This window comes from Aliinostoc maniaoense (assembly GCF_058172895.1).
The window spans coordinates 3236936-3263021 of sequence record NZ_CP187952.1 but is presented as its reverse complement, the minus strand read 5'-3'; the positions used below and the strand labels follow the sequence as shown (position 1 = coordinate 3263021).

Below are 26086 nucleotides of genomic sequence, written 5' to 3'. Positions count from 1 at the left end.
GACTATCGCTTAGTAGAACCTGACGGCTTCTGTGGTGTGGAAACATTGGCTTGGCGACTAGTGCGAAACGTCACATTTACACCTTCATTTGATTGTTCTAACACCAATAATGGGGTAGGTTTAGCTTTTTGATCCCAGTGCATATGAGCGATGCGTCCTTGAATTGTGGGCTGCCAGTTATCTTCGTCGTCAACTGGACTCAGATAAGTTTCTAAGCAGTCAATAATTTGGCTAATTGTGGCAGAAGTTGCTTGTGTTGGTAACTTCATCAAACGAATTTGAATCCGAAATAAGACACGTTTAGCTATATTTGGCGGAGTCCCAGATTCATATTCAACATCAAAAATTTCATCTACTTGCCGTGCTGCATTGTTAGCAATTCCTACCATGCCTTGCTGTGATTGATTGGGGCGTAAAGCTTGGGAAATTTTATCTTTAACTCTGATTTTAATTTGATTAACAATGGCAAAATGAAATACTTCCTCAGCCATCCGCATCCGCAGATAATCTAGGTTAAAATCCCGTGAATTGACCAAATCGGGATTCGTTTCCATTTTGCGAATTGTTTCTAGTGCTAGTTTAAATTTTTTTTCTAATTCTCTGGCACGAAATTTTTCAAATTTGATTTTTTTCTCATATTTAGTAAACTGCATTTTGCCAAAAATAATCAAGGCAATCAAAGCTACTAATAATCCGCCAGAAGTCATCATCAAAACTTGTGGCATCAAAGGATCTTTTGCTGGTGCTTGCTGTGTCGCTATGGGCTTTTTTGCTTTGGATGACTGTGATTGAGCAAGGTATATGGGAGTTAGCATAGCTGGTACATGAAAACAGTGGACTAATTATTTTTAGGATGCCCAGATTTTGTCTGTAAACTTGCTGTATTATTGGTATTTTTTACAGATTGTCTCCCACTGTATATGTACAAAAACCCTACTCCCAGTTTAAAATCTCATTCCCCAGATGCGTCTATTGATTTTGGCAAGATTCGCCTCATTGCCACAGACATGGATGGCACATTGACAACTCAGGGAAAATTCTCTCCGGCTTTACTACAAGCGTTAGTAGATTTACAAGCGGCTGGTATTCAGGTGATTATTGTCACAGGACGTTCTGCTGGCTGGGTGAACGGATTAAATAGCTTGTTGCCAATTGCTGGCGCGATCGCTGAAAATGGAGGTATATTTTATCTAGCTGGTAGTGAGGAAACAGTAGCCTTAACGCCCATTCCTCAATTTACCGCCCATCGTCATCAGTTAGCCCTGACTTTTGCCCAATTAAAAGCCAAATTTCCCCAAATTCAAGAATCAGCCGACAATGCCTTTCGCATCACTGACTGGACATTTGATGTAGCAGGGTTGAATCTAGATGAATTACAAACTATTAATCATCTCTGTCACAATCTAGGCTGGGGATTTACTTACAGTAACGTGCAGTGTCACATCAAACCCCAAGGACAAGACAAAGCCATCGGTTTATTACAAGTATTGCGAGAATACTTCCCTGATTACACCCCAGAGCAAATTGTCACAGTTGGCGATAGTCCCAATGATGAAAGTTTATTCAATCAGCGTTATTTCCCAATCTCCGTCGGCGTAGCAAATGTATTGAAATATGCCAACCAAATGCAATATCAACCAACTTACATCACCACCGCAGCCGAGGGAGCAGGTTTTTGTGAGTTGTCAAGTTATATTTTGGCAGGGGTGTAGGCAATACGGTTAGGTTAAACCCAACATTTTCGATGGTTTGTTGGTTTTCATTTCGTACCACTCCGTGGAAGCAAGCTACAACCCAACCTTCTACATTGAGGGATGGGAAATACTGCTAATTCAAATTAAAAAACCTTCTGTAGTCTAGGAGTAATTTATAACTTTTGTTAGAGGAATCACTAGCTTTTTATATCTAAATTTGAATTGTGGTGATGGCGGCTAAATTGGTTATACAACAATAGGTTTTGGTTAATTTTTACCAAATACGAAAAATATTTACATCCAATTCATGGAGTATTTAATCATGGCAAGTTTATTTAATCAAGCAATCAATAATATCAAGTTTTTAGTTCAAAAATTGGCAGTTCAGCGTTTGTTGACGATTGTATTAATTGGTTTTTTAGTGCTAACAACAGGCGTGAATAATAACATGAACTATGGGCGGAGTCAGGATAATTTTACTAGACAATTAGACAAAGTTGTACATCAGGATGATGCTGATAGACCAAAAACTACGGGAGAATGGAATAAAGAAGCTCGTCAAACAGAAGATGCGCCTGGTGAAAGAGCTAAAAGGATTGCTAAGGAATCTGGGGAGGCTTTAAAACAATGGGGTTCTGTGTACACAGATACAGCTAAAAGAAGTGCTGATGAGCTACAAAACAATCAGTCATAGGCCAATCAATTTTAGATTTTGGATTTTAGATTCAATCTGGCAATCCAAAATTTAAAATCTAAAATTCGGAGGGTCAAAATACTATTTACTATTGAGTGTTGATAACTTCCCGGACTAGAGAGGCTAATTTATCAGCACTGTCAGGAACTGCGATCGCCTTGGCATTTTCTGCCATTTTAGTTAACTTCTGTGGCGATCGCAATAAATCTAAAACTTGGGTTTTTAATAACTCTGCTGTTAATTGTGACTGTTTAAAACTCAACGCTGCACCAGCTTCAGTAAACACCTCGGCGTTGTAAGATTGATGGTCTTCGGCTGCAAAGGGATAGGGAATTAAAATCGCTGGCGTACCACACACAGCTAATTCTGTTAAGCTACCTGCACCGGAACGACTAATAGCTAAACTAGCGCGTTGCAATAGTGCCGCCATATTGTCATAAAAAGGTAATTCTATATACTGGGGATGCTGTAAACTACCCACATCGGCATCCCGATCGCCTGTTAAATGTACTACATAAGCACCAGCATCAAACCACGCTGACGCAGACTCGCGCACCAATTTATTTACCGCCACTGCGCCTTGGCTACCACCGAACACCACAATTAAAGGAACATTTTCAGGAATAGCTAAATCTAATTTTAAACTAGCTGCATCTAAAAATTGAGAACGGACGGGAGTACCTACGCAGACATTGGTGGCACGGGGTAAATACTTAGTAGCCACATCAAATCCCAAGGCGACGACGGTACACCAAGGGCCAAAAAAACGCGTTACCTTACCGGGTAAAGCGTTAGATTCGTGAAAAACTACAGGTAAACCCAAAGAACGTGCCGCAATCACGGCTGGCCCTGCAATGTAACCTCCAGTGGTAAACACTCCTTGAAAATTACCTTGTTTCAGGAGTCGGCGCACCTGGAAAATGGCACTAATAAGTTTACCCAAAGTTAGTAAAGAAGCAATGCCTAACCCTTGCTGAAACCCTTCAACTGCAATAGTATGCAAAGAATACTGTTGAGGTACAAGCTGGGTTTCTAACCGATTGGGGACACCTAGCCATTCAATCTCATATTCTGGGAGTTTTTGCGCCAATGCGATCGCCGGAAACAAGTGTCCACCAGTTCCACTGGCAGCTATTAGTAATTTTATGGGTGCGTTTGTCATTCAAACTCTACCGTTTAGCTCCTAGCTTAATTAACATAAAACAATTTCCTGACCTTCTCTACTCCAATCAGTAAAATCTTACCCATGAAAAAGACCATTTTATTCTTGCTCAAAGGCCAAAACAAGCTATTCACAAGCATGGCATTGATTTTATCTCTATGCTCACTGGGTTTAGTTAATAGTTGGCAGCACGCTCAAGCCGTGGAAATCGCCCAAAGTAATAATACTCAAAATGCTCCAGCTTCGGTCAAAAATCTGTTAACGCAAATTGACGCAGCCGCTAGTAAAGGCGATGTCAAAGGAGTTTTGCAATACTACAGCCCTCTTTTCAGGCACGGAGATGGGTTAAACCGTCAAACAATGGAAAAAGCTTTAGTAACATTTTGGAAACGCCACCCCAATGTACGCTACAGCACACAACTACAGTCTTGGAAGACTCAAGGCAATTCCATTATTGTGGAAACGGTAACTAAAATCACAGGTTCACCCTCACCCAAAAGTAATAATTTGGCACTGGAAACCACCATTAAATCTCGGCAACGGATTACAGGTGGTAAAATCATGCGTCAGGATATTCTCTCCGAACGTACCTTACTAACTTCCGGTAGCAAGCCACCCCAAGTAGATGTGAAATTGCCCCCACAAGTTAAAGTCGGTCAGCAGTATAATTTTGATGCGATCGTCCAAGAACCCTTGGGTGAGGATTTACTCTTGGGAACAGCCCTAGAAGAACCAATTCAAGCCGCAAAATATCTTAACCCCACCACTGTAGATTTAAAGCCACTCAATGCTGGTGGTTTATTCAAAGTCGGACGCGCCCCCTCTACCCCTGGTAATCGCTGGATCTCTGCCGTGATTCTACGGGGTAGTGGAATGACAATAGTTACTCAGCGTTTGCAGGTGGTGAGAAAATAAATCAAACCTAACCCCCAACCCCTTCCCTACAAGGGAAGGGGAGCAAGAATCAAAACCTCTAGCCTTGGAGGAGAGGGGCGAGAGTATAGTTACGTAGCTTGCTTCCTAACGGTATTACGAATTACGAATTACGAATTACGAATTAAAATGATTTCGCTGAAAAATCAAATTGTGTTAATTACTGGTGCAAGTAGCGGTATTGGTGCTGCTTGTGCCAAGGTGTTTGCTGATGCGGGTGCAAAACTAATTTTAGCGGCGCGGCGGTTGGAAAGATTACAGCAACTTGTAGAGACGCTCAATATCCAGCCGCAAGAGGTTCATTTAATACAGTTGGATGTGCGCGATCGCTCTGCTGTAGAATCTGCTATATCCAGCCTCCCCCCAGATTGGTCAGATGTAGATATTCTGATTAATAATGCTGGCTTGAGTCGCGGTTTAGATAAGCTGCATGAAGGCGATTTCCAAGACTGGGAGGAAATGATTGATACTAATATCAAGGGTTTACTATATCTCACCCGTTATATTGTGCCGGGAATGGTAGATCGTGGCCGTGGTCATGTGGTAAATATTGGTTCAATTGCTGGACATCAAACTTATCCCGGTGGTAATGTATACTGTTCTACTAAAGCGGCTGTCAAGGCAATTTCTGAAGGTTTAAAACAAGACCTCATTGGTACTCCAGTCCGTGTAACTTCCGTTGATCCTGGTATGGTGGAAACAGAATTTAGTGATGTGCGTTTTCATGGTGATACAGAGCGGGCTAAAAAAGTTTATCAAGGACTTAAACCCCTGACACCGGATGATGTGGCGGATGTGGTTTTATTTTGTACAACGCGATCGCCTCATGTAAATATTAATGAAGTTATACTCATGCCCGTAGATCAAGCTAGTGCCACTCTAGTTAGTAGGCGAGTATAAAATTGCACGTTATTAAAATATTACATCAGTAAAACTATGCAGAATACAGCCAACGCTGAAAAGCCCAGGTTAACAGCACTCACCGCCATTAATACTGCAAAAGTTCTGACAATTTTGTGTTTACTGGCTTTTGCGGTGGTATTTGGTATTCCAGACTTACGACAAATTATTTATCTATGTTTGCACATTGGTTACTGTGTTTGGTGGCTAGTGGAACAATGGCTATATCCCCAAAGGCGCAACTTATTTAATGAACCTGTAGGAATTTTTCAGTTTATTTTAGCCCTGTTATTTGTGGGAGTTTTCTACGCTTTACCAGGATACTTAGCATTTACTAACCCTGTACCTCTATCCATAACCGAGACAGCGATCGCATTACCACTATACACATTTGGTAGTCTGATCAATGCAACTGCGGATGTGCAGAAGCTAACAGCCAAGGAACATGGAGTAGGACTAGTTCGGGATAATATCTGGAGATTTTCCCGGAATATCAATTACTTTGGTGATTTGCTGCGGTATTTGAGCTTTAGTGTCGTAGCGGGTTCGCCTTGGGCTTATTTAGTGCCTGGAACTGTTGTTGTTCTCTATCTGCAACGCATTGCCCAAAAAGAAAAGTCAATGTCTGCTAAATACACAGATTATGCTGATTACCAACAATCTAGCTCACGATTAATTCCATTTATTTGGTGATATTTTCTGCACAGCATAACGCGTCACGAAACGTTAAATTATATATAGAATGGCGAAGAATGGCGATCGCTAAATTTTGCTGCACTAACTTTTAGCCAACATTAGCTAATGGGGCATTTTATTTTATTTTGGCAAATTTTCGCCCAGATTTTAACAAATTTTATACTCATAGAGCCAGTGTGATCAAAGCCACATAGTAACAGTGTGTTTGCTGAGAGTAATTTAATATCAAAATTTTCCAAATTAACCAATCAATTCCTAGGTTCTACTGCTAATCTGATAAATGCTTATCTGGGTCAGATGCAATTAAAAAAAGTTGCAATTCTCACATCTGCCTTTGACATGAGCTGAATTGTCACAGTGTCAGATATTTGATCTGGTTAGATATATGAAGAAACCTTCTAAAAATTAGGAGTCGATGACATGAGAAAAGTAGAAGCAATTATTCGTCCATTTAAGCTAGACGAAGTGAAAATTGCCTTAGTCAACGCTGGTATTGTAGGTATGACGGTTTCTGAAGTTCGCGGCTTTGGACGGCAGAAAGGACAAACAGAACGCTATCGTGGTTCTGAGTACACCGTTGAATTTCTGCAAAAACTCAAAGTAGAAATTGTCGTTGAGGATAGCCAAGTTGACATGGTGGTTGACAAAATTATCTCAGCTGCGCGCACTGGAGAAATCGGTGATGGTAAGATTTTTATTTCACCAGTAGAGCAAGTGGTGCGGATTCGCACTGGCGAAAAAAATACAGAAGCAGTGTAAGTTCTGACTGCTGTTAACCCTTTATCCCCCTAAATCCCCCTTTTTAACGGGGACTTTGATTCTTGTTCCCCCTTTTTTAAGGGGGGTTAGGGGGGATCAAAACGTTGTAGGGCTAGGTTATTAGACTTGTGTGTACACCCTAGCCTACAAGGAGAGGGGCTAGGGGTAGGCTGTTGACTCTGTACCTTTTTTGGGATTTTGTCCATGCAAAAAATGTGCGTAGTTACGATGGCTGAAACTGTGTTTTGAGAAGGCTTTGAGGCACAAATTAAACATCGCGTACAAAATTACTAAAAACCGCCCAAATTTTAACAAAGTCAACAGCCTAGGCTAGGGGTAAGAGATGCTATTACGAAGAATGGGATGATGAATCAATTGCAGTCGGAATTTGAATCAGAAATTTTGTCCCTCCATTGGGTGAAGAAATGCACTCAATATGTCCACCGTGCTTCTCTATGATTTGGTAACTAATTGACATCCCTAAACCCGTACCTGAACCAACAGATTTAGTAGTAAAAAATGGGTCAAATATTTTTTGTCTGACTTCTTCTGTCATGCCACAACCGTTGTCACCTATCTGAATCATCACTTGCTGATTATCTAAAAGTTGAGTGTGAATATAAATCTGTGGTTGTGATGAATTTTCTAAGGCATCAATGGCATTAGAAAGAATGTTAATAAATACTTGATTCAGTTGTCCAGGGTAGCAATCAATTTGTGGTAGTTTACCATATTCTTTAATAACTTGAATCTGTGTCTGTCTCGCTGGATTGTTTAAGCGTTTTTGCAATATTAACAAAGTACTTTCAATGCCTTCATGAATATCTACTGCTTTCATTTCCGCTTCATCTAGCCGTGAGAAATTACGTAACGACAGGACAATTTCTCGAATCCGCTCTGCCCCAATTTTGATTGAAGATAAGATTTTTTGAAAGTCTGATTGCACAAAATTAATATCAATATCTTGGGTATATTTTTCGACTTCGGGGACTGGATGGGGATAGTTTTTTTGATAAAGGGAAATTAATTTCCATAAATCTTGAGAATATTCTTGAATAAAATGAATATTACCGTAAATAAAATTAATGGGATTATTAATTTCATGGGCAACACCGCCAACTAGTTGCCCCAGGGAAGACATTTTTTCGGTTTGAATTAATTGTGCTTGTGTATTTGCTAATTCCTTGAGGGCTATTTCTAGTTTGATTGCTTGCTCTTGGGCTTTATTCGCAGTAGCTAAAGATTTTATCATTGCTTGTTTGAGTTGTTCTGTCCGCTCTTCAACTCTGATTTCTAACTCAGCTTTGATTTTTAAAAGAGCCGCTTCTGCGGCTTTGCGTTCGATAATTTCAGTCTTTAATTGAGTGTTGGCAGCCTCTAGTTGTGCGGGACTGGGTAAGGCTAAGGCTTGGGGAATAATCGGAACTAAAACAATAGCTGTGTACACTGAAATGAAAGCAGTAATGGCTTTAATTAAACCAGATAGCCAATACATTGGATGCCACAGCGTCCAGATTTCCATGACATGAGTTGTAGCACAGGAGACAATGAAACCTCCAAATAAAAGCAGTATCCATTTAAAGGGTAAATCTTCTCGCTTGTGGACGAAATAGACAAGAATAATAGGAATTGAGTAATAGGCAAGGGCAATCAAAGAATCAGAGAGGATATGCAACCACACCAAACCAGGTTTCCAAAGGTAGCAATGTCCGTGGGGAATAAATAAACCTTCGGAAAAAAAGTTATGTAATAATTCTAACATGAGGAAACTGACGTGTACCATTAAAGGCATAATATACACGATCAATATACGCGTATTTCCCCAGGTTCGCGTAGAGAGAAAACACTTAACGTAGTAATTCTTCTACTTGATGCTGACTCCAGAGCTTTCTATATAAACCTTCTTCCTGCAAGAGTTCCAGATGATTACCTACTTGCACGATTTTGCCTTTATCCATCACAAAAATCTGGTCAGCCCCGGCAGCCGCCGAAAGTTGATGTGTAATAAAAACTACAGTCTTACGTCTAGTACCACTAGAAAGATGATGAAGAATTTGAGTAGCAGTTTGATTATCTACACTAGAAAGAGCATCATCCAAAATTAAAACGGGTGCATTAACTAGCATGGCTCTAGCTAAAGCTGTACGTTGTCTTTGTCCACCAGAGAGAGTAATCCCCCTCTCCCCAACTATAGTTTCGTATTGTTGGGGAAAATTCATGATTTCTGGATGAATTTGTGATGACTTAGCCACAGACTCAACATATTGTTGATCAATGCCAGGGTCGCCGTAGCGGATATTATTTTTGATGGTAGTGCTGAATAAAAAGCTATCTTGAGGAACGTAGGCGATCGCATTCCGTAAATCTGCTAAAGCTATTTGGGTAATATCCACCCCATCTAAAAATAACTGCCCCGGTGCAATGTCCAACAATCTTGGTAAAGCATTAGCTAAAGTTGACTTACCCGAACCAATTGCACCAACAATTGCTACTGTCTCTCCAGGGTTAATTATAAAATTGAGATGATCTAAAGCTGGTTGATTCGCACCTGGATAAGTAAAACTGAAATTTTTAGCGGTTAATTCCCCTTTCACTTCTGCTATGGGCAGATAAACCACATCTTCACTATCTTTAATTTTTGCTTGCACGCTAAATATAGCTTCCAAACGGTCTATACTAACTTCTCCGCGTTGGTAGGCGGTAATAGTAAACCCTAGTAACGCCGTTGGGAATACTAAACGCTCAACATAGATTAATAATGCCAAAAAGTCACCAACAGCTAGGTTTCCCTCTAGAATTTGGTTTGTTCCCAACCAAATTATCACCAGGGAACTCAAACCAGCTAAACCACCAATTAGGGGAAACAAAGTATTGCGACTTTTGGCTAGTTCCAAGTTAGCCCCCAATAACTGTTGGTTTTTTTGGGCAAAAGCTCGACGCTCGTTGTTTTCTTGGGCATAGATTTTAATTAAAGCTATGCCGCTCATATCTTCTTGAATTAACTCACTGATATCAGAAATTTGTTCTTGGACTTTGGCTTGTTGCTGACGTAAACGATTGCTAAACAAATGCACTAATGCAAACATCAAAGGATAAACTGCGATCGCCGCCAAGGTGAGATTAACGTTAATGGCTAGCATCGCGGGGAGTGTCAAGGCATAAGCAAATACCGTATTGGCTAAACTTAGCACCGCAAAACCTAACAACCGTCTGACATTATCTACATCACTAGTAGCCCTACTAATTAAGTCACCAATTGTATTAGTGGCAAAATAAGCAGGCTCTAGATGCAGTAAATGTTCAAAAATCCTTTGTTTGAGATCAAATTCGACTTGTCGTCCTACACCAAATATCCACAGCCGCGAAGCCATGCGAATCAGCCACATAGCGGCACTCAGTAAGATAATCACTACTACATAACGTAGTATTTGTTCCCAAATCACATTACTAGCAATTTGGTCAACACAAGCACGAATCAACCAAGGAATATAAACACCTAGTCCATTAACAGACAACAAAGCCAAAATACCCAATGTCGCCTCTCGCCAATGGGGACGTAGATAAGCACCAAGTTTCGTAATTCGTCGAGATTGTTGCATGGAAGGGGGACTGGGGACTAAAAATTTTAGATTTTAGATTTTAGATTTTGGATTGAATAATCTAAAATCCAAAATTGCAAAACTGGCAATTAGGGACAGGCCTAAGTATATACAGTATCTTTTGCCTTTTGACTGTAATTCAAGAGTTTAATACTCCTCTGTGCCAAAGTTCTGATTTACCCTGGGGGATCTTACTACAGTCGGAGTTTAAATCTCCTACCTCTACAGACATCAGATTTTGATGTGCAAGTAAAACCCCCATGATAAAAAGTCATGACGAACTACGTAAAGCCTACGGCATAGCTGCGCTTAGAGCGTAGCGGAATTACGAATTACGTATTATTTCCCGCCCTACGACCACGTAAGAATGTGTAAATCTGACTTAGATAACTATCCCAGACTCTAGTTGTGAGTTGCAGTGTTTCTGCACTGGGTACAAAGTCTTCTAGTCTTAAGCCTCGTTGTGTAATTTCTTGAGGATTCTGTAACAGGTAAGGAGGGATTTTGGTTTCCCAGTACTTGAAGGCTAAAGTTGTCTGATTAATGGCTGTATTGGGCAAGATAGCATCTCCAAGCACATCTGTAACTTGTGTGGGGTTAGTAGGTGTCCCCAAGGCTACAACTGTTTGAGATTGAGATGATAGCTCATAGGTGGGAATTATTGCTCCTTGGGTAGCTAAGGGCGCTCTGATCAAAAAGTAGGCGATCGCTGGTGTACTGGATAAAAGTAAAATTGTCAGTGACCAACCCACTAAAAATCCTCCTGGTTTATCAATTCCACCCCCTTTAATTTTCTGCGCGGCAAAAATCAGCATCAATACTGACGCTCCCAAGGGTTTTAGGGGAAATGATACTAATCTCCACAAAGATGCTACAGCTGGTTCATTGGGGTTGATAAATGATAAGGCGATCACAATCATCAAGATCACAAATACTAATCGCCCCACAAAAGTGCCGGAAGGATAAAATTTCTGAAACACAGTGTATGCGATAGTACCAATCAGTAACCACAGCAGTACCCGGCTTAAAAGTTCAAACATAGATTTACACTCAAATCTCCTTTTGCGGTGAGCCTAGAGGTTTCATAAAGTGGATTGATTTTATTGTCAACTGTAATTTTGACTTAAAATATCCCAACCCTCACACCAAAGACTACCGTCGTAGTGATTTTAGTGCAATTTTTTGACACTGGGTCTAATATTTATAATTTTCCAGATTAGTTATCTGCTACACCAGCGAATTAGTTAAATTAATTGAGTAGTTGTGACTCAAAAGGAAAAACTATGTCGCCTGGAAAGCCCAGCATTTTAGTAACGGGGGGAGCAGGGTATATCGGTTCACATACCGTATTTGCTCTCAAGCAAGCAGGTTATGACGTGGTAATACTAGATAACTTGGTTTATGGGCATCGTGACTTGGTAGAAAAGGTTTTACAAGTCGAATTGATTGTTGGTGATACTAGCGATCGCCCCCTGTTAGATAATTTATTTAAAAGCCGTAATTTTGCTGCCGTTATGCACTTTTCTGCCTATGCTTATGTAGGCGAATCAGTGACAGACCCCGCTAAATATTACCGCAATAATGTTTTAGGTACGCTCGTTCTTTTAGAAGCAATGTTGGCGGCATCTATTAAGAATTTTGTCTTTTCTTCGACTTGTGCCACCTATGGTGTACCGGATATTGTGCCGATTCCCGAAAACCACCCCCAAAATCCCATTAATCCCTACGGTGCGACAAAATTAATGGTAGAGCGGATTTTAACGGATTTTGATCAAGCTTACGGTTTAAAATCAGTCCGTTTTCGTTATTTTAACGCGGCTGGCGCACATCCTGATGGTTTATTAGGTGAAGATCACAACCCCGAAACCCATTTAATTCCCTTGGTACTACTGACAGCATTAGGTAAACGCCAATCCATCTCCATTTTTGGCACAGATTACCCCACCCCAGATGGTACTTGTATTCGGGACTATATTCACGTCAGCGACTTAGCCGATGCCCACATTTTAGGGCTGGAGTATTTATTAAAAGGTGGAGAGAGCGAATTTTTTAATTTAGGTAATGGCCAAGGCTTCTCAGTCAGAGAAGTCATAGCAGCCGCCGCACAGGTGACAGGATTAAATATACCAATTACAGAATGCGATCGCCGCCCCGGAGATCCCCCCAGTTTAATCGGTAGCGGCGAAAAAGCCCGAAAAATCCTCGGCTGGCAACCCCAATACCCAGACATTCAAGATATTGTCAACCACGCCTGGCAATGGCATTTAAAGAGACATAAATAAGGGGGGATGGGGCATGGGGAATGGGGAATGGGGAATGGGGAATGGGGCATGGGGCATGGAGCATGGGGCATGGGGCATGGGGCATGGGGCATGGGGCATTGGGGTAAATATTTCTTCCTTGTCTTCCTTGTCTTCCTTGTCTTCCTTGTCTTCCTTGTCTTCCTTGTCTTCCTTGTCTCCCCCTGCTCCCTACTCCCTGCTCCCTGCTCCCTGCTCCCTGCTCCCTGCCCCCTGCCCTCTGCTCCCCTACACCCCTTCTGCTAACGTCAAAATTTCCACACCATTTTCTGTAACAACGACAGTGTGTTCAAATTGTGCGGATAATTTGCGATCGCGCGTTACGGCTGTCCAACCATCACTGAGCATTTCTGCTTCATACGTGCCTTCGTTAATCATTGGCTCAATGGTAAATACCATTCCTGGCCGTAAACGTTTGCCTTTGTCTCTTGTGCCGTAGTGGGGAATATCCGGTGCAGTGTGGAAAATATGGCTGATACCATGTCCAACAAAATCACGCACCACAGAAAAGCCTTGTGCTTCGGCATACTCTTGAATAGCCGCACCAATATCACCAATGCGCGCTCCTGGTTTGACTTCGGCAATCCCTAAGTACAGGCACTTTTCAGTGACTTCCACGAGTTTCTGGGCTGTTGGAGAAGCACTCCCCACAATAAAAGTTTTGGATGTATCACCGTGGTAGCCATCAACAATTGGTGTGACATCAATATTAATAATGTCACCCTCTTTCAGAACCTGTTTAGCGTTGGGAATGCCATGACAGATGACTTCATTGACGCTGGTACAAATTGACTTAGGAAAGCCTTTGTAATTGAGAGGCGCGCTTTTTGCTCCGTGCGCCTGTGTCCAGCGTTCGGCTTCGTCATTTAGTTCGAGGGTTGTGACTCCTGGCTTGACAAATTGTTCTAAATGCTGTAGTAGTTTAGCTGCCAAGCGTCCCGCCTGCCGCATTTTTTCTATTTCTCTTTGGGATAAGATGACAATTATCTCAGTTTTCATGAACTTTTATCTGTCACAAATACGGTTAAACCTGTCTGTGCGGCTCTTTTTGCAGCATCGGCAACTTTTAGAGTATACAAGCTTTGCTCTGGGGTGACGTACAAAGGTGTGCCATGAAATAAATGATCTAACACCATAGTTGTATCTTTGGCAAATAAACCCCTGCGAGTTCCTACCTCTATGGGTGTAGTTTCCCCAGCTTGAACGAAAAATCCTGTATCTCCATCAAAAATTAACGCCCCATTTTCCCCATGCACTTCAAATTTTCGTTCATGCTGCCACAAGCTTTCACCTTTACCATAAATGACTTGTGCTAATAAACCACTGTCAAAGCACATTTGTGTCATGCAGAAACAGGTTTGGTAATAGTCTGATTCTGGTACTGTTTGCCAATACCGTTGATGAGCGTTAACGGAAAATACTTCTCCAAATAAATCAATCAGACGATGCAGCCGTGAAAGTGCGCCGATGAGAGGAAAACCAAACATTTCGTGATTATACGTCCATTTTTGGGGTGCAGGATTTTGGGGATTGATCGTGCAGTAGCGCACGTAAAATAAATGTCCGACTTTCTCTAGGTTTTGCTTTAAGGCTTGATGCAGTCCGCCTAAAAGTTCAATATGTTCGACGTGGAGTAATTTTTTGCGCTCTTGGGCTAAAGCTAGTAATTCCTCAGCTACGGTTACATCCACAGCTAGAGGATATTCTACCACTACGTGTTTGTTTGCCAACAATGCTGCACGGGCGATCGCTCCATGATCACGGTTAATTGTAGAGATCACGACTAAATCTATATCTTCTCGTTCTACCAAATCTTCCCAAGATGCCATTGCTTCACTCTGGTAGTCTTGAGCAAAGGTTTGGGTTCTGACTAACGTATTTCCCGCAACTGCCACTAAATCTGAACGTTGATCTTGTACTAGAGCTTCTGCCCGTAGTTTTGCTGCATATCCAGTACCAACTAAGCCCACACGCACTATTGCTTATCCCAAAGCTGCCTTTGCATTATAACTAAGTGTTGGGCTTTGGGGATTGGGGATTGGGGATTGGGGACTGGGGATTGGGGACATATAGTTTTTGCTGATAGTCAAGATATAGAGTTACTCAATGTATAAATAAAACTTATTGTTATCTAATAACTAAATCTCATTACTAATCGCGGTGGATTTCTTGTTACATACTTTAATTTTTCTCGTAGTATCAGAATTGAAGCAAATTTGAAATCGCGGCATCATCTCTTAGATCAGCCGTAGGAATTGCTTTGGGATAAATTAAACACTGCCGTCCGTTAAAGAGAGGATTAATCAAATGGCAACCTACAAAGTTACACTCGTTACACCTGATGGTACAAACACCATTGATGTACCCGATGATGAATACATTTTAGATGTTGCTGAAGAGCAAGGTCTTGATCTGCCCTACTCCTGCCGTGCTGGTGCTTGTTCTACCTGTGCTGGTAAATTGGTTAGTGGTACAGTAGACCAATCCGATCAGTCTTTCTTGGATGACGATCAAATCCAAGCTGGATATGTACTCACCTGTGTTGCATATCCTACTTCTGATGTCACCATCGAAACTCACAAAGAAGAAGAACTCTACTAAGAGTGAAATAAACTAATCTTGGCAAGGGGTCAGAATATTATTCAGAATAGCCTGCGGGCAGGCTATGGGCATAAAATAACTCCATCCCCAAAAGGATAGAGTTAATAGTAGATGGAAAGCTTGTTGGTAAGATGACTCAGATACAGGTTCCGCAGATGATTATTCTGAATCCTGACTCCTTACATAAATATTAAAATTGCAATGTTGACCATCCGAATTTTGGATTTTGGATTGTTTTTGGTAGAAGCTCCACCAAAGCGCGGGTAGAACAAATCTAAAATACTTGCTGCGCTGCGTCCCCTACGCTAACGCAAATCTAAAATTGTTTGGTCATAATGAAACATTTTTTACTGTAAGTTACTTTCCTTTGTCAACATTCCCTGATTTTTAAAATTTGATTTGCTCACTGAGCGGTTTAATTTCTGTTCCAGGATAATAAAACTGCAAAATTTTCTGGCTTGACCAACCTAATTTAGCTAAATTTTGCGCTCCTGTCTGACTTAATCCTACTCCATGTCCTAAGCCACCGCCAATAAAGGCATATCCCCACAATTCTGTTTCACCTTTATTCAGTGGCACTATATAAAACAATGTACTTCTAGGGGCAGCAAAGGCACTACGCACTTCATCTTTGTGCAGGGTAAAAGTGCCAATATCTGTTTTCACCGCTAGCTTCAGAATCCTGCCGCTTCGACTGCGTTCGGTTATGGACATAGCCTCGATTTTTTGGAATTTGGCATAGGGATTCTTTTTCGCCCGCAAAAATTTCTGTAGGTCTTGAGTAATTTGGTCTAATGGTGTTTCTTTATACCAGCGAAATACATTCCATTGGCTTTCATTAAATCCTTGTTTGAGGCTAATAAATTTCTGAAAGTTCTTTTCGTCCGCGAGACTCTGTTTGGATAAGTCCCATAATTTTGTCGGTGTATCCACAACTGGACGTAAATAAGGACGATTTTCACCGTTCCAAACATCGCTAAAGTAAGCTGTTACACCCCCGGTAGTGGAAGAGTAGAGGGCATCTACTAGCTGATTGTTATAGGTTAATACTTTACCTCTAGTAGCGGCGATCGCCTGATCGGTTTTAGAGCTTGTTCCTGTCAGTCCATAATAAACTTGACAGTGTGTATTAGCACATAACTCATAGTCATCTATCGTAAATCTGCGTAAATTTCGCAAGGCGTAAGTGCGCGCGATAATTGCTTGGGCTTCTAGGGCGGCTGTTGGTGCGTTTGTGCCAATTTCGTGGGGAACAACACCACGCAAATAAATTTCTAAGGGAACTTGATTGACGAGAGTGTATGTACCGTAAGCGTTGGGCTGAAAATTAATTTTGCCTGCATAAACACGAGTTGTGTCTAGTTTTTCACCTTGTTTAACTCGGATCAAGTTTTTAGTTGTGCTAATCTCTACATTTTTAGGGCTGTAGCGTTTGCCGTTGATGATCCAATTCACTTGCGGAATTGCCGGGGAAACTTGAGTGTTAATAAATGCTAACTGATTCCCCGTAGCTTGTACGTTTTTAAACAACAAACGACGCAACAAAGGTGTATTATAAACCTCCCGCTTTGCCCACACCTGCCAACGATCAGGCTGGGCTATCTCTACCGCAATTCCTTGCGATCGCCATTTGTTAGCACTATCTTCCGCCGTTTCGTAGGTGCTGTATGTGCCTAAAACTAACACCTCTCCAATAGCTGGGCTAGCTAAAGGCTGCATCACTGTTTCCAGCTGCACAGGCTTGGAGGTAATCAGCGTCTTTGGTTTGTTCCCTTCTTGAAACCTCAGTTGTAAGCGATCGTCTTTGGTGGGTTCTAGTTGCAGTTTAGCTGTAGGTTCTGCACCAAATCGCTGTACGATCCCAATTCTCAAATTTAAATCCTTAACTTTGTCTTCAGTACCTGATGCACCCGTCAATCCCAACAAACTCAAAGTCATCAGCACAGTCAAGGAAAAACGCCAAAATGAATATTTTCTGGCTCTCCGATGCTTGGTATCGCTGCTAGGCAGCAGTTTTCGCACTTGCTTAGTGGCGTGGTGATTGTGTCGCATGAGCCTTTTGCTCTCCGAAAGAGTTGCGAAACGAAGTCATAACGAGTATGATTTATTTAGAGATTACGAAACAGAATTTAGTGGGTTAACTCCTCATGGTTAGGATACAAGAAATTCCATTAAATCAAATTCACAGGCCATTGCCCCGTAGCAACGATGCCGACAAAGTGCAAACCTTAATGGCATCGATAGCAGCAATAGGACAGCAAGAACCCATTGATGTCCTAGAAGTAGATGGACAATATTATGGCTTTTCTGGTTGCCATCGCTATGAAGCCTGCCAACGTTTAGGTAAACAAACCATTTTAGCTAGAGTTCGGAAAGCTCCACGTAGTGTTCTCAAGATGCACTTGGCATAGATAATAGGCTGGGGAGCAGAGAGCAGGGAGAAAAGGGGAAGTTCTCCCCCTTGCACCCTGCCCCCTGCCCTAATTCCTCTTATCCCAATGCCCCAATACATCATTACTCAATTAGGAGAAAATTCATGTCATCTGAAGCAACAATTAAAAATATAAATATCGGTATTGATGATGCCAACAGAGGGAAGATTGCCGAAGGCTTATCTCGGATGTTAGCTGATACCTATACACTGTATCTAAAAACCCATAACTTCCATTGGAATGTGACGGGGCCAATGTTCCAAACATTGCACCTGATGTTTGAGACTCAGTATACAGAATTAGCTTTGGCAGTGGATTTAATTGCCGAGAGAATCAGAGCATTGGGTTATCCCGCACCAGGAACTTATAGTGAATATGCCAAACTCAGTTCCATTCCTGAAACGTCTGGTGTACCTAAAGCTACTGATATGATTCGTTTATTAGTGGAAGGACAGGAAGCAGTCGTGAGAACTGCACGATCAATTTTTCCTGTAGTTGATGAAGTCAACGACGAACCCACCGCCGATTTATTAACTCAACGGATGCAGGTGCATGAAAAAACTGCTTGGATGTTGAGAAGTTTGCTGGAAGAATAGGGACTGGGGATTGGGGACTGGGGATTGGGGAGACAAGGGAGACAAGGGAGACAAGGGAGACAAGGGAGACAAGGGAGACAAGGGAGAGGGGAGTGTGGGGAGAGAGGGGAGTGTGGGGAGAGAGGGGAGTGTGGGGAGAGAGGGGAGTGTGGGGAGAGAGGGGAGTGTGGGGAGAGAGGGGAGTGTGGGGGGAAAGATTTGTTCTCCACCATCCCACACCTCCCACACCTCCCACACCTCCCACACCCTGAGCCATTCCCAATGCCCAATGCCCTATGCCCTATGCCCTATACCCTATGCCCCATGCCCAAATATGTCTAATTGCGATCGCACTTCTCAGTTACAAAACTTAATGCAAGCGGTAGGTATTTCTAGTTTTAGAGCTTTAAGTCGTGCTGCTGGTGTTTCGGAGCGGCAGATATTGCGATTACGGCAGGGGAAACTAGAACAAATGCGGCTAGATGTACTACTGAAATTATCTCAAGTACTAGAAATCAGCTTGAGTCAATTCGTAGAAACTTTTGCCGTCTTGAGTGCCAAACCCCAAACCCCAAGCCCCAATCCCCAAGAATTTGCCGATTTAAAACAAGAATACGAGCGATCGCAATTACAACTACAACAACAGCGAGAAATATTGTTACAAGAGTTCCAGCAGTCGAGTTTACAACTGCTGGAATCTTTGTTATTACAATGGCCGACAGCCGCCCAAAAAGCACAAGAGAATCCCGAACTAGCAGCAGTCAAAATCTTGCCTTTAGTACAAAAACCTTTAGAAAAATTATTACAAGCCTGGGGGGTAGAAGCGATCGCACCTGTAGGCGCAGAATTACCTTACAATCCCCAACTACACCAATTATTAGAAGGAACTGCACAACCAGGAGAAATAGTTAAAATCCGCTACACTGGCTATCTCCAAGGCGACAAGTTACTTTATCGAGCCAAAGTCAGTCCTATGAGTTAGGGACTTACCGATGAGAAATTGAAGATATTGGGAATATTAAGACATAATGGTGTATCTAATCTTTGAGTGTCAGTAGTTGTAATCCTGATTTCCGGGGCTGTCAAGATGTAAAAGGACAGAAACCAACATTCCCTTACCTACCCTGCGGAAATTGCTAGGGATAGGCAAAATCTACACCATAAGGAGGATTTATCTATAGTATTTTGACTTCAGATCAATTTTGAGTTTTGATAATGTCTAGGGATAAAAAAAATTGATGAACTTTTGGCTGACTTTTCCAAATTTTTATCGAGATATTATCATTTTGGTGCAAGAGATACAAAATTTGTTGGTGAGACTAAGTTATGTTCATATCTCTTACTTATACCAATTAGCCGAAAGGAGGCTAGAAATGCAGAAAATAGAAACAGATGATAAATCTCAGTTTATTAATTACCGATTAGTAAATAAAATATGCTTCCTTCTATTAATCTTTTGAGATTGGTATATCAACATTGTGCCTTCAAATACAATTAATTGCTCATAAGTTAGCTTTTGAATAAATGAGAGATGACTTATGAATGAATTTACTAGTTTGATTGTACTAACTTATTCTCAAAAAATATAGCTGATGGCTATATAATATTGGCAAATATTGGAATACTCTCCGACAGCAATTTGGTTAAAAATACAATGAATCAGGAAGTAAAAGTTATTAAACTCTCTGGAATTATCAATACTGCAAACTCTCTAGAATTAAGAGAGAAAATCACTCACATTGTAGACAGTGGTACTAAAATTGTTTTAGTAGATTGTCAAGAAGTAACTTTTATGGACAGTTCGGCTTTGGGGTCTTTGGTGTTAGCGTTTAAAACCTTGAGAGCCGCAGGGACTAAACTATTTCTTTGCTCAATTAATGAACAAGTAAGAATTTTATTTGAACTGACTGGTATGGATAAAGTATTTGAAATTTTTCAGAATCAAGATGATTTTAATCAAGCTATTTTATCAAGAAACTAGTCAAATTTGACTTGAAGAATGGATAAATCATCTTCAAAAGTTTCTTTGCAGTTTAAAGCAGTGAGGTAGTTCAACACATAATCGAGTTGATACTCAGCAGTACGATGGACACTAGTGAGAATCTGCACAAAAGCATCTAGATTCCAGAGTGTGCCATCTGGTTTAGTGATTTCGTAAGCACCATCACTAAAAATATAAAGACTACTGAATTGTTTAACATTGCAGGAGGCATCGATATATTCTGCTTCTGGAAACATACCAACTGGCATACCAGGAGTTCTCAAAAGTTGGACTTCATTGCTAGTTGGAGATGTTCCAGATATTAATATAGCTGGTGGATGTCCAGCACTTGCATAAGTTAACTCTCGTGTGGCTCGGTTATAAACTCCATACCAAATAGTGAAATATTTATCATTTTGATAGTTCATTTGAAAGGTTTCATTCAAGGCTTTTAGTACATCACTGGGTTGATAGTAATTCAAACTTTTGAGAGCGCGGGAACGCAAAAGATTCAGTACAGAAATCGAGGGAAGAGTGGCTTTGAGTCCGTGTCCAGCCGTGTCTAGTAAGTAGATAGCGATCGCATCATGATCTAGCCAGTAATAATCAAAACAATCACCTCCGAGTTGTCGAGATGGAATGAATCGAGAATTAATGGTAAAAGGTTTAGTCATAGGTTCAGGTAGAAGCGATCGCACATATTCGGCGGCTTCGGTTAGCTCTCCTTCTAAGAGTAACTTTTGAGTTCGCAAATCCTGGCTCAATTGATGCAATCTCAATCCGGCTCTTACCCTAGCTTGTAACTCATTTTGTTCAATTGGTTTAGTGATAAAATCATCAGCACCAGCATCCAAACCTTTAACACGATCCGCCACAGAATCTAAGGATGTTAATAATATAAAAAAGATAGTAGAGAGATTAGGATCAGTTTTAATTCGATTACACACTTCTAACCCATTCAATCCAGGCATAATCCAATCACAAATAATTAATGCTGGACGGTGAGCTAGTACTTGAGCAATTCCCTCTTCACCATTGTTAACAACAATTACCTCATAACCCTGTCTTTGTAAAATTCTTTTGAGTAGTATTTGGATAGAGGGATCATCATCAATGACAAGTATTTTAAACATCGGGTTGGGGGACACGGTTAATTAATAGTTAGTTATTAAGCATAAAAATATTATCAATATTAATAGTTGAGTATTATCACTATAAATGTTGACTGTGAGGCAGTCAAAATCTTGGCGGTTTCCCTTGAGTCCGAACTCTCAACAATCCCTAAAAAACCGGGTTTCTGAACGAAAGATTAAGGTTTTAAGCTGAGGGATTTGCAAGAAACCCGGTTTTTAACCGAGGTGCAAGATGTGTGTCTACTTCCTTGTCTCCCCAGTCCCCAACCCCCAACCCCCAACCCCCAATATCTACGGAGGTGAGAGAGGATTCAACCATAATAGTAAGGAGCGTTTTAGCTCGTTTAAATCACGATATACTTCTTGTCTAAACCACTGTCCCAAAGCATCTAAGGGGGTGAAGGATGCTCCCATTTGCCATTTGATGTCTTGGCCTAAGGGTGTGGTGTGTGTTCCTGGTAAGATTTGGGCTGTCACCATTTCAGGAAAGCGTGCTTGTAAGATTTTAGTTAATGGCACTGATTGATCAAGGGTATCGTTATTGAATTTAATCAATAAGTTACGACGGACGTTATAAGCTTCTTGGACGATTTTGTTAGTTTCTAAGGGTGAGGGAGTAAATTCAATCATTACAGTCGAATTGAACTGTTCCACTAGAGGAATAGCATCCTTGGCAGCGTAGTTATTGAAGGATATTAAAATATTGCCTGCCCGTTCTACTGGAAATAGACTACCGATGAGCAAGTGGAGTTTGCAACCCATACTATGTCCAAGTCCATAGGTGGGGAGGTAGACTTTGCGTAGTTTACCAGAGTCATGTAATCGTTCTATGGTGCGATCAAAATTCAGGAGTACAGATTTAGCGATCGCAATATGATCTAATGTATTCACAAAAGGCGTAGCAATAATCACATATCCTTTAGCTGCTAGCTGTTCTAGTAGCCATCGGTAAGTTAAGTGGGGTGCAGTAGCTACAAATGCACCTCCTAAGAAATGAATGATACCGATAGGATTTGGTGGAATCAGTACCCAGTTGCCTCTAATTTCTTTCCAATCCATGCCAGCGATCGCTTTATTCACACTTCTTTATGTTAGACCCTAGTGGGGCATTATTCAGTTATCAGTTATCAGTTATCAGTTACCATTTACTCGATAACTCTTCTTTTCTCCCCCCTGCTGCCTCAATGTGCAAATTAGATGCTTCATACCTTAACTATCCCTCTTGGCATTTTGTAAGCTTTTCATTTCATGTTGCACATCTAAAGCAATTTGCAATGCTTCATTGAGTAACCGCCCATGCTCAGTAGCTTGTTCTGTAACTTGCATTGCCGTTAAAGTTGCTAAATTATTAGTAAATAATTCTGTATTACTGAGAATAAAGTTTTTATTTTCTCGCAGCACTCTTTCTGTCTTTAAAGCTCTTACTAAATCATCTCTTGTTAATTTTAAAGCCGCAATTACTTTTTCTCTCTCTTTTATATTCACCTCTGGATTACCAGCCGCTTCTATTTGGTCATTAATGTCTATAGCTTTAATTACAGCATTATATCTATCAACATCATTTAACAGAATTTGTAGAGAATGGCTCATATTCTCTTCCAGTATTTGCAGTCTTTGTCGCCACCAGTAGTATAGCCCAATTTGGGTAACTATCCCCCCAAGAAAACATAGTAATATTAATAACAACCAAGCCGGAATCGTGATCCAGTTAGCAAATATCTTCAGCAGAATATCTAGGATCAGATAGCTCAATACAAATATAGAAAAGCTCAAGAACAATACCGTAGCTGCTTCAGAGCCTTGCAGTTTCTCGATAACCGTCTTACCGATCTCTTTTAAAGGGTTAATGATGATGACTAGTTCATCCTTAACAGGCAAATTAGTCAATTTTTGCAGTTCTTTTTGACTAATATCTAAGCCTTGTAAATCATTACGCACAGTTTTCCCCATTTTCACCACAATAGTGATTATTTCATACAATATAACAATCAAATTTGTAGATGGCTAATCATGCAAGTATTTTGTCTATTTTTGTAACTTTAATTAAAATTCACAAAGAAAACATATCTATGAATCTGGTTAGATTCTTATCAATAAAGAGTGGAAAGTATTAAAACAATTCGCAATTGAGCGATCAAATCACTTTCAATGGTTGTTATGTGTCATTTGATACTATTATATAATTGCCATATTGACACTAATTCGTCATATTAATCACTTCAAATTTCCATGCACAAGTAATTTTTAATGGAGATTATTTCTTCTATAATTTCGACTATGTTTAATCTACACAGAAAGAATAAAATATATTTTGTGGATGAGTATTGAGTTAGCTAAAACAACTTAATTGCTAACGAGGAATTGAGTATTCAAGCATATGATCAACTATCTAAAGGATGAAAGTGATTCATAAAACTTTCACCTTTAGCTAGTTGTTGATTCCGGGTTACAGGTGAAAAATTAGATATAGTCAAAGATAAAGCTCTGTTATCTCAAACAAAGTTTTGCTCTCATATCAGAATGGATATCAAATTTTAAATATTTTGAATAAAAATATATTTTTTGATAGATGTTTGTTGAGTGAATAACGTAATTATTATCAAGAAGTAATCAAGATAAATATGGTTTTTACTCAACTAAGTATTGGATATTTGCGGAATTTAAATATACCAATTGAGAGAAAAATCTGATTTTTTGGAGGATATATTTGTGAATCATTTCTTTCGCTGGTCATCAACAAGTGCAAATTTACTAGCTTTAGGAGTAGCTGCGGCTACAATTTCTCCTGTGATGATTTCTACTGTAGCTTTAGCGCAAACTACTGTTCCCGCTACAACTACAGTTACTAATTTTACTGATGTTGGTACAGATTATTGGGCGAGTCCATTTATTCAAACTCTAGCCGAAAGAAATATTATTGCTGGGTTTCCTGATGGCACATTCAAGCCTAACCAATCAGTGAGTCGGGCAGAATTTGCCACAATGATTCAGAAAGCTTTTAACCAACAACCAGTTAGACAATTAGGTGGAGATGGATTTAGAGATGTACCGCCGAGCTACTGGGCAAATGCAGCCATTAGAGAAGCATACGAAACTGGATTTATGGCAGGCTATCCAGGGGATGTATTTTTACCAAATCAACAGATTCCTAAAGTGCAAGCGATCGCTGCTTTAGCCAGTGGTTTAAACTTAGAAACTAGCAACTCTGCATCAGATGTAGTCAATACTTACTATACAGATGCTTCAGCCATTCCCAATTATGCTGTAAATTCTGTGGCGGCGGCGACACAAGCCAACATGGTTGTCAACTATCCCAATGTCAAACAACTCAATCCCCAAGATTCTCTGACTCGCGCAGAAGCAGCCGCATTGTTATATCAAGCCTTAGTCAAGCAAGGACAGGTGCAACCCATCACTAACAATCTTGCAGCTACTAATTATATAGTCGGTGAAGCCAGTGGCAATACCCAAACTGGCAATGACATTGTTTCTCTAGCTGCGGGTAGTAATTCTTTTAGTACCTTAACTTCTTTACTCAAAACAGCCGGCTTAGTAGATACCTTACAACAGCCAGGCCCTTATACAGTTTTTGCACCCACTAACGAAGCCTTTGCTGCCTTACCACCTGGTACTTTACAACAGTTGCAGCAACCTGAAAATAGAGAATTACTCATTAAGATATTGCGATATCACGTAGTTCCAGGCGAGTTAACACCTAATCAACTCTCATCTGGAGAATTAAAAACCGTTGAGGATTCACCTGTAAATATTCAAGTTGACAGTGCTAACAATCAGATTACAGTCAACGCAGCTAGAGTAATTCAACCGAATATTCAAGCTAGCAACGGAGTGATATATCCCATTAACCAAATTCTGATTCCACCTAACTTAACCAGTCAACAACCACAAAACCAAAACAATCAAGCACAAACACCTAATAACGATGTGACACTAGGAAGAACTACCCGTGGAGGCTCTAGTTATGTCGGCGTAGCTGGTAACATTGGTTTAGGTGGTGACACAGCTTTGAGTGAAAGTAACTTGGCAGTCATCAGCAAAATTGGTTTAACCCGGACTTTATCAGTACGTCCATCAGCAATTTTTGGTGATGACACCGTATTTCTTGTACCTTTAACTTTCGATTTTGCCCCCCGTGAAGTAGAACCTGGTGTTGTACAACAGTTTTCTGTATCGCCTTATGTTGGTGCTGGTGTAGCAATTGAAGCTAGTGGCGATGCTGATCTTGGTTTTCTGCTGACTGGTGGTGTAGATGTTCCCTTGGGTAATCGCTTTACACTAACGGGTGCTGTAAATGCTGCTTTTGTAGATGAAACTGATGTTGGCTTGTTATTAGGAGTAGGTTATAACTTCTAGTCCAACTTCCCAAAAATAACGTTGTTAGAACTCACGCAACTGGCATATTTTTGATGTAGGGGAGGCAAAAAGCGGTGTGGATTTTCCTCCCCACCGAACTTCAAATCGGCGGAAGCCGCCGCTCTGAGTTCTCGCTTTATTGCCGTTGTCTGAGGCTCTTGAGGTATTTCAACGTAGTCACGCACCAAGCATTGATGGTGACACTTGCGTAATACCGTTTCTTGATAAAGATGCACTTTATTGTGTACTGTAG

The 26086-nt window shown here is 40.7% G+C and carries 24 protein-coding genes; 13 read left to right on the top strand and 11 right to left on the bottom strand.

Annotated elements, in window-relative coordinates; translation table 11 throughout:
• Positions 1–2: 2 nt before the first annotated feature.
• On the bottom strand, positions 3–815 hold the full coding sequence (locus ACPZ3T_RS14290; protein WP_490277009.1) for a hypothetical protein: 813 nt from the start codon (positions 813–815) through the stop codon (positions 3–5).
• Positions 816–920: 105 nt separating this feature from the next.
• Between ACPZ3T_RS14290 and ACPZ3T_RS14285 the strand changes: the two genes are divergently transcribed.
• Both ACPZ3T_RS14285 and ACPZ3T_RS14280 read left to right on the top strand, forming a co-directional pair.
• The gene (locus tag ACPZ3T_RS14285) at positions 921–1712 is read left to right on the top strand and encodes an HAD family hydrolase (RefSeq protein ID WP_490277008.1); all 792 of its coding nucleotides are present in this window, start codon (positions 921–923) and stop codon (positions 1710–1712) included.
• Between the two features lie 304 nt (positions 1713–2016).
• A complete protein-coding gene (locus ACPZ3T_RS14280; RefSeq protein ID WP_490277007.1) occupies positions 2017–2388 on the top strand; it encodes a hypothetical protein in 372 nt (123 codons plus the stop codon).
• A gap of 88 nt (positions 2389–2476) precedes the next feature.
• On the opposite strand, the gene murG is transcribed toward ACPZ3T_RS14280, so the two are convergent.
• Positions 2477–3550, bottom strand: a complete 1074-nt coding sequence (gene murG / locus ACPZ3T_RS14275) for an undecaprenyldiphospho-muramoylpentapeptide beta-N-acetylglucosaminyltransferase (RefSeq protein ID WP_490277006.1) — start codon at positions 3548–3550, stop codon at positions 2477–2479.
• 84 nt (positions 3551–3634) lie between these two features.
• Between murG and ACPZ3T_RS14270 the strand changes: the two genes are divergently transcribed.
• From ACPZ3T_RS14270 to ACPZ3T_RS14255, 4 genes are all read left to right on the top strand, one after another.
• Complete coding sequence (locus ACPZ3T_RS14270; RefSeq protein ID WP_490277005.1) at positions 3635–4465, top strand: DUF8623 domain-containing protein; 831 nt, start codon at positions 3635–3637, stop codon at positions 4463–4465.
• A 147-nt stretch (positions 4466–4612) separates the two neighbouring features.
• Positions 4613–5383 carry an SDR family oxidoreductase gene (locus ACPZ3T_RS14265; protein ID WP_490277004.1) on the top strand — a complete coding sequence of 257 codons (771 nt, stop codon included), beginning with the start codon at positions 4613–4615 and terminating at the stop codon, positions 5381–5383.
• Positions 5384–5419: 36 nt separating this feature from the next.
• Positions 5420–6076, top strand: a complete 657-nt coding sequence (locus ACPZ3T_RS14260) for a DUF1295 domain-containing protein (protein WP_490277003.1) — start codon at positions 5420–5422, stop codon at positions 6074–6076.
• 423 nt (positions 6077–6499) lie between these two features.
• A complete protein-coding gene (locus tag ACPZ3T_RS14255) occupies positions 6500–6838 on the top strand; it encodes a P-II family nitrogen regulator (RefSeq protein ID WP_490277002.1) in 339 nt (112 codons plus the stop codon).
• A gap of 349 nt (positions 6839–7187) precedes the next feature.
• On the opposite strand, the gene ACPZ3T_RS14250 is transcribed toward ACPZ3T_RS14255, so the two are convergent.
• The 3 genes from ACPZ3T_RS14250 to fraI all read right to left on the bottom strand — a co-directional run bounded on the left by ACPZ3T_RS14250 (position 7188) and on the right by fraI (position 11477).
• Complete coding sequence (locus ACPZ3T_RS14250) at positions 7188–8600, bottom strand: sensor histidine kinase (protein ID WP_490277001.1); 1413 nt, start codon at positions 8598–8600, stop codon at positions 7188–7190.
• Positions 8601–8685: 85 nt separating this feature from the next.
• Entirely contained in the window at positions 8686–10437 is a 1752-nt protein-coding gene (locus ACPZ3T_RS14245; RefSeq protein ID WP_490277000.1) for an ABC transporter ATP-binding protein, read from the bottom strand.
• 332 nt (positions 10438–10769) lie between these two features.
• Positions 10770–11477 carry a septal nanopore formation protein FraI gene (fraI, locus tag ACPZ3T_RS14240; protein WP_490276999.1) on the bottom strand — a complete coding sequence of 236 codons (708 nt, stop codon included), beginning with the start codon at positions 11475–11477 and terminating at the stop codon, positions 10770–10772.
• A 243-nt stretch (positions 11478–11720) separates the two neighbouring features.
• Here fraI and galE point away from each other — a divergent pair, with 243 nt between their 5' ends.
• Positions 11721–12719 carry a UDP-glucose 4-epimerase GalE gene (galE, locus tag ACPZ3T_RS14235; protein WP_490276998.1) on the top strand — a complete coding sequence of 333 codons (999 nt, stop codon included), beginning with the start codon at positions 11721–11723 and terminating at the stop codon, positions 12717–12719.
• 246 nt (positions 12720–12965) lie between these two features.
• On the opposite strand, the gene map is transcribed toward galE, so the two are convergent.
• Entirely contained in the window at positions 12966–13736 is a 771-nt protein-coding gene (gene map / locus ACPZ3T_RS14230; RefSeq protein WP_490276997.1) for a type I methionyl aminopeptidase, read from the bottom strand.
• Positions 13733–14713, bottom strand: a complete 981-nt coding sequence (locus tag ACPZ3T_RS14225; RefSeq protein ID WP_490276996.1) for a Gfo/Idh/MocA family protein — start codon at positions 14711–14713, stop codon at positions 13733–13735. The genes map and ACPZ3T_RS14225 overlap by 4 nt, the downstream gene beginning before the upstream one ends.
• A gap of 331 nt (positions 14714–15044) precedes the next feature.
• Here ACPZ3T_RS14225 and ACPZ3T_RS14220 point away from each other — a divergent pair, with 331 nt between their 5' ends.
• Positions 15045–15338, top strand: coding sequence for a ferredoxin (locus tag ACPZ3T_RS14220; RefSeq protein ID WP_490276995.1), 294 nt, complete (start codon positions 15045–15047; stop codon positions 15336–15338).
• Positions 15339–15725: 387 nt separating this feature from the next.
• Here ACPZ3T_RS14220 and ACPZ3T_RS14215 read toward each other — a convergent pair whose 3' ends face one another.
• Positions 15726–17390: a SpoIID/LytB domain-containing protein gene (locus ACPZ3T_RS14215; RefSeq protein ID WP_490276994.1), complete on the bottom strand. Its 1665-nt coding sequence runs from the start codon at positions 17388–17390 to the stop codon at positions 15726–15728.
• A 95-nt stretch (positions 17391–17485) separates the two neighbouring features.
• Between ACPZ3T_RS14215 and ACPZ3T_RS14210 the strand changes: the two genes are divergently transcribed.
• The 4 genes from ACPZ3T_RS14210 to ACPZ3T_RS14195 all read left to right on the top strand — a co-directional run bounded on the left by ACPZ3T_RS14210 (position 17486) and on the right by ACPZ3T_RS14195 (position 20326).
• Positions 17486–17749, top strand: a complete 264-nt coding sequence (locus ACPZ3T_RS14210) for a ParB N-terminal domain-containing protein (RefSeq protein ID WP_490276993.1) — start codon at positions 17486–17488, stop codon at positions 17747–17749.
• A gap of 125 nt (positions 17750–17874) precedes the next feature.
• Positions 17875–18366, top strand: a complete 492-nt coding sequence (locus ACPZ3T_RS14205; protein ID WP_490276992.1) for a Dps family protein — start codon at positions 17875–17877, stop codon at positions 18364–18366.
• A gap of 313 nt (positions 18367–18679) precedes the next feature.
• Positions 18680–19327, top strand: coding sequence for a nucleotide exchange factor GrpE (grpE, locus tag ACPZ3T_RS14200; protein ID WP_490277222.1), 648 nt, complete (start codon positions 18680–18682; stop codon positions 19325–19327).
• 672 nt (positions 19328–19999) lie between these two features.
• Complete coding sequence (locus ACPZ3T_RS14195) at positions 20000–20326, top strand: STAS domain-containing protein (RefSeq protein ID WP_490277221.1); 327 nt, start codon at positions 20000–20002, stop codon at positions 20324–20326.
• Here the strand turns inward: ACPZ3T_RS14195 and ACPZ3T_RS14190 are convergent.
• The 3 genes from ACPZ3T_RS14190 to ACPZ3T_RS14180 all read right to left on the bottom strand — a co-directional run bounded on the left by ACPZ3T_RS14190 (position 20323) and on the right by ACPZ3T_RS14180 (position 23409).
• Complete coding sequence (locus ACPZ3T_RS14190) at positions 20323–21459, bottom strand: PP2C family protein-serine/threonine phosphatase (RefSeq protein WP_490276991.1); 1137 nt, start codon at positions 21457–21459, stop codon at positions 20323–20325. The genes ACPZ3T_RS14195 and ACPZ3T_RS14190 overlap by 4 nt on opposite strands.
• A 291-nt stretch (positions 21460–21750) precedes the next feature.
• Positions 21751–22518 carry a DUF1350 family protein gene (locus ACPZ3T_RS14185; RefSeq protein ID WP_490277220.1) on the bottom strand — a complete coding sequence of 256 codons (768 nt, stop codon included), beginning with the start codon at positions 22516–22518 and terminating at the stop codon, positions 21751–21753.
• A 150-nt stretch (positions 22519–22668) separates the two neighbouring features.
• The gene (locus ACPZ3T_RS14180; protein WP_490276990.1) at positions 22669–23409 is read right to left on the bottom strand and encodes a hypothetical protein; all 741 of its coding nucleotides are present in this window, start codon (positions 23407–23409) and stop codon (positions 22669–22671) included.
• A 759-nt stretch (positions 23410–24168) separates the two neighbouring features.
• Between ACPZ3T_RS14180 and ACPZ3T_RS14175 the strand changes: the two genes are divergently transcribed.
• On the top strand, positions 24169–25833 hold the full coding sequence (locus ACPZ3T_RS14175; RefSeq protein WP_490276989.1) for a fasciclin domain-containing protein: 1665 nt from the start codon (positions 24169–24171) through the stop codon (positions 25831–25833).
• The last annotated feature ends 253 nt before the right edge of the window (positions 25834–26086 follow it).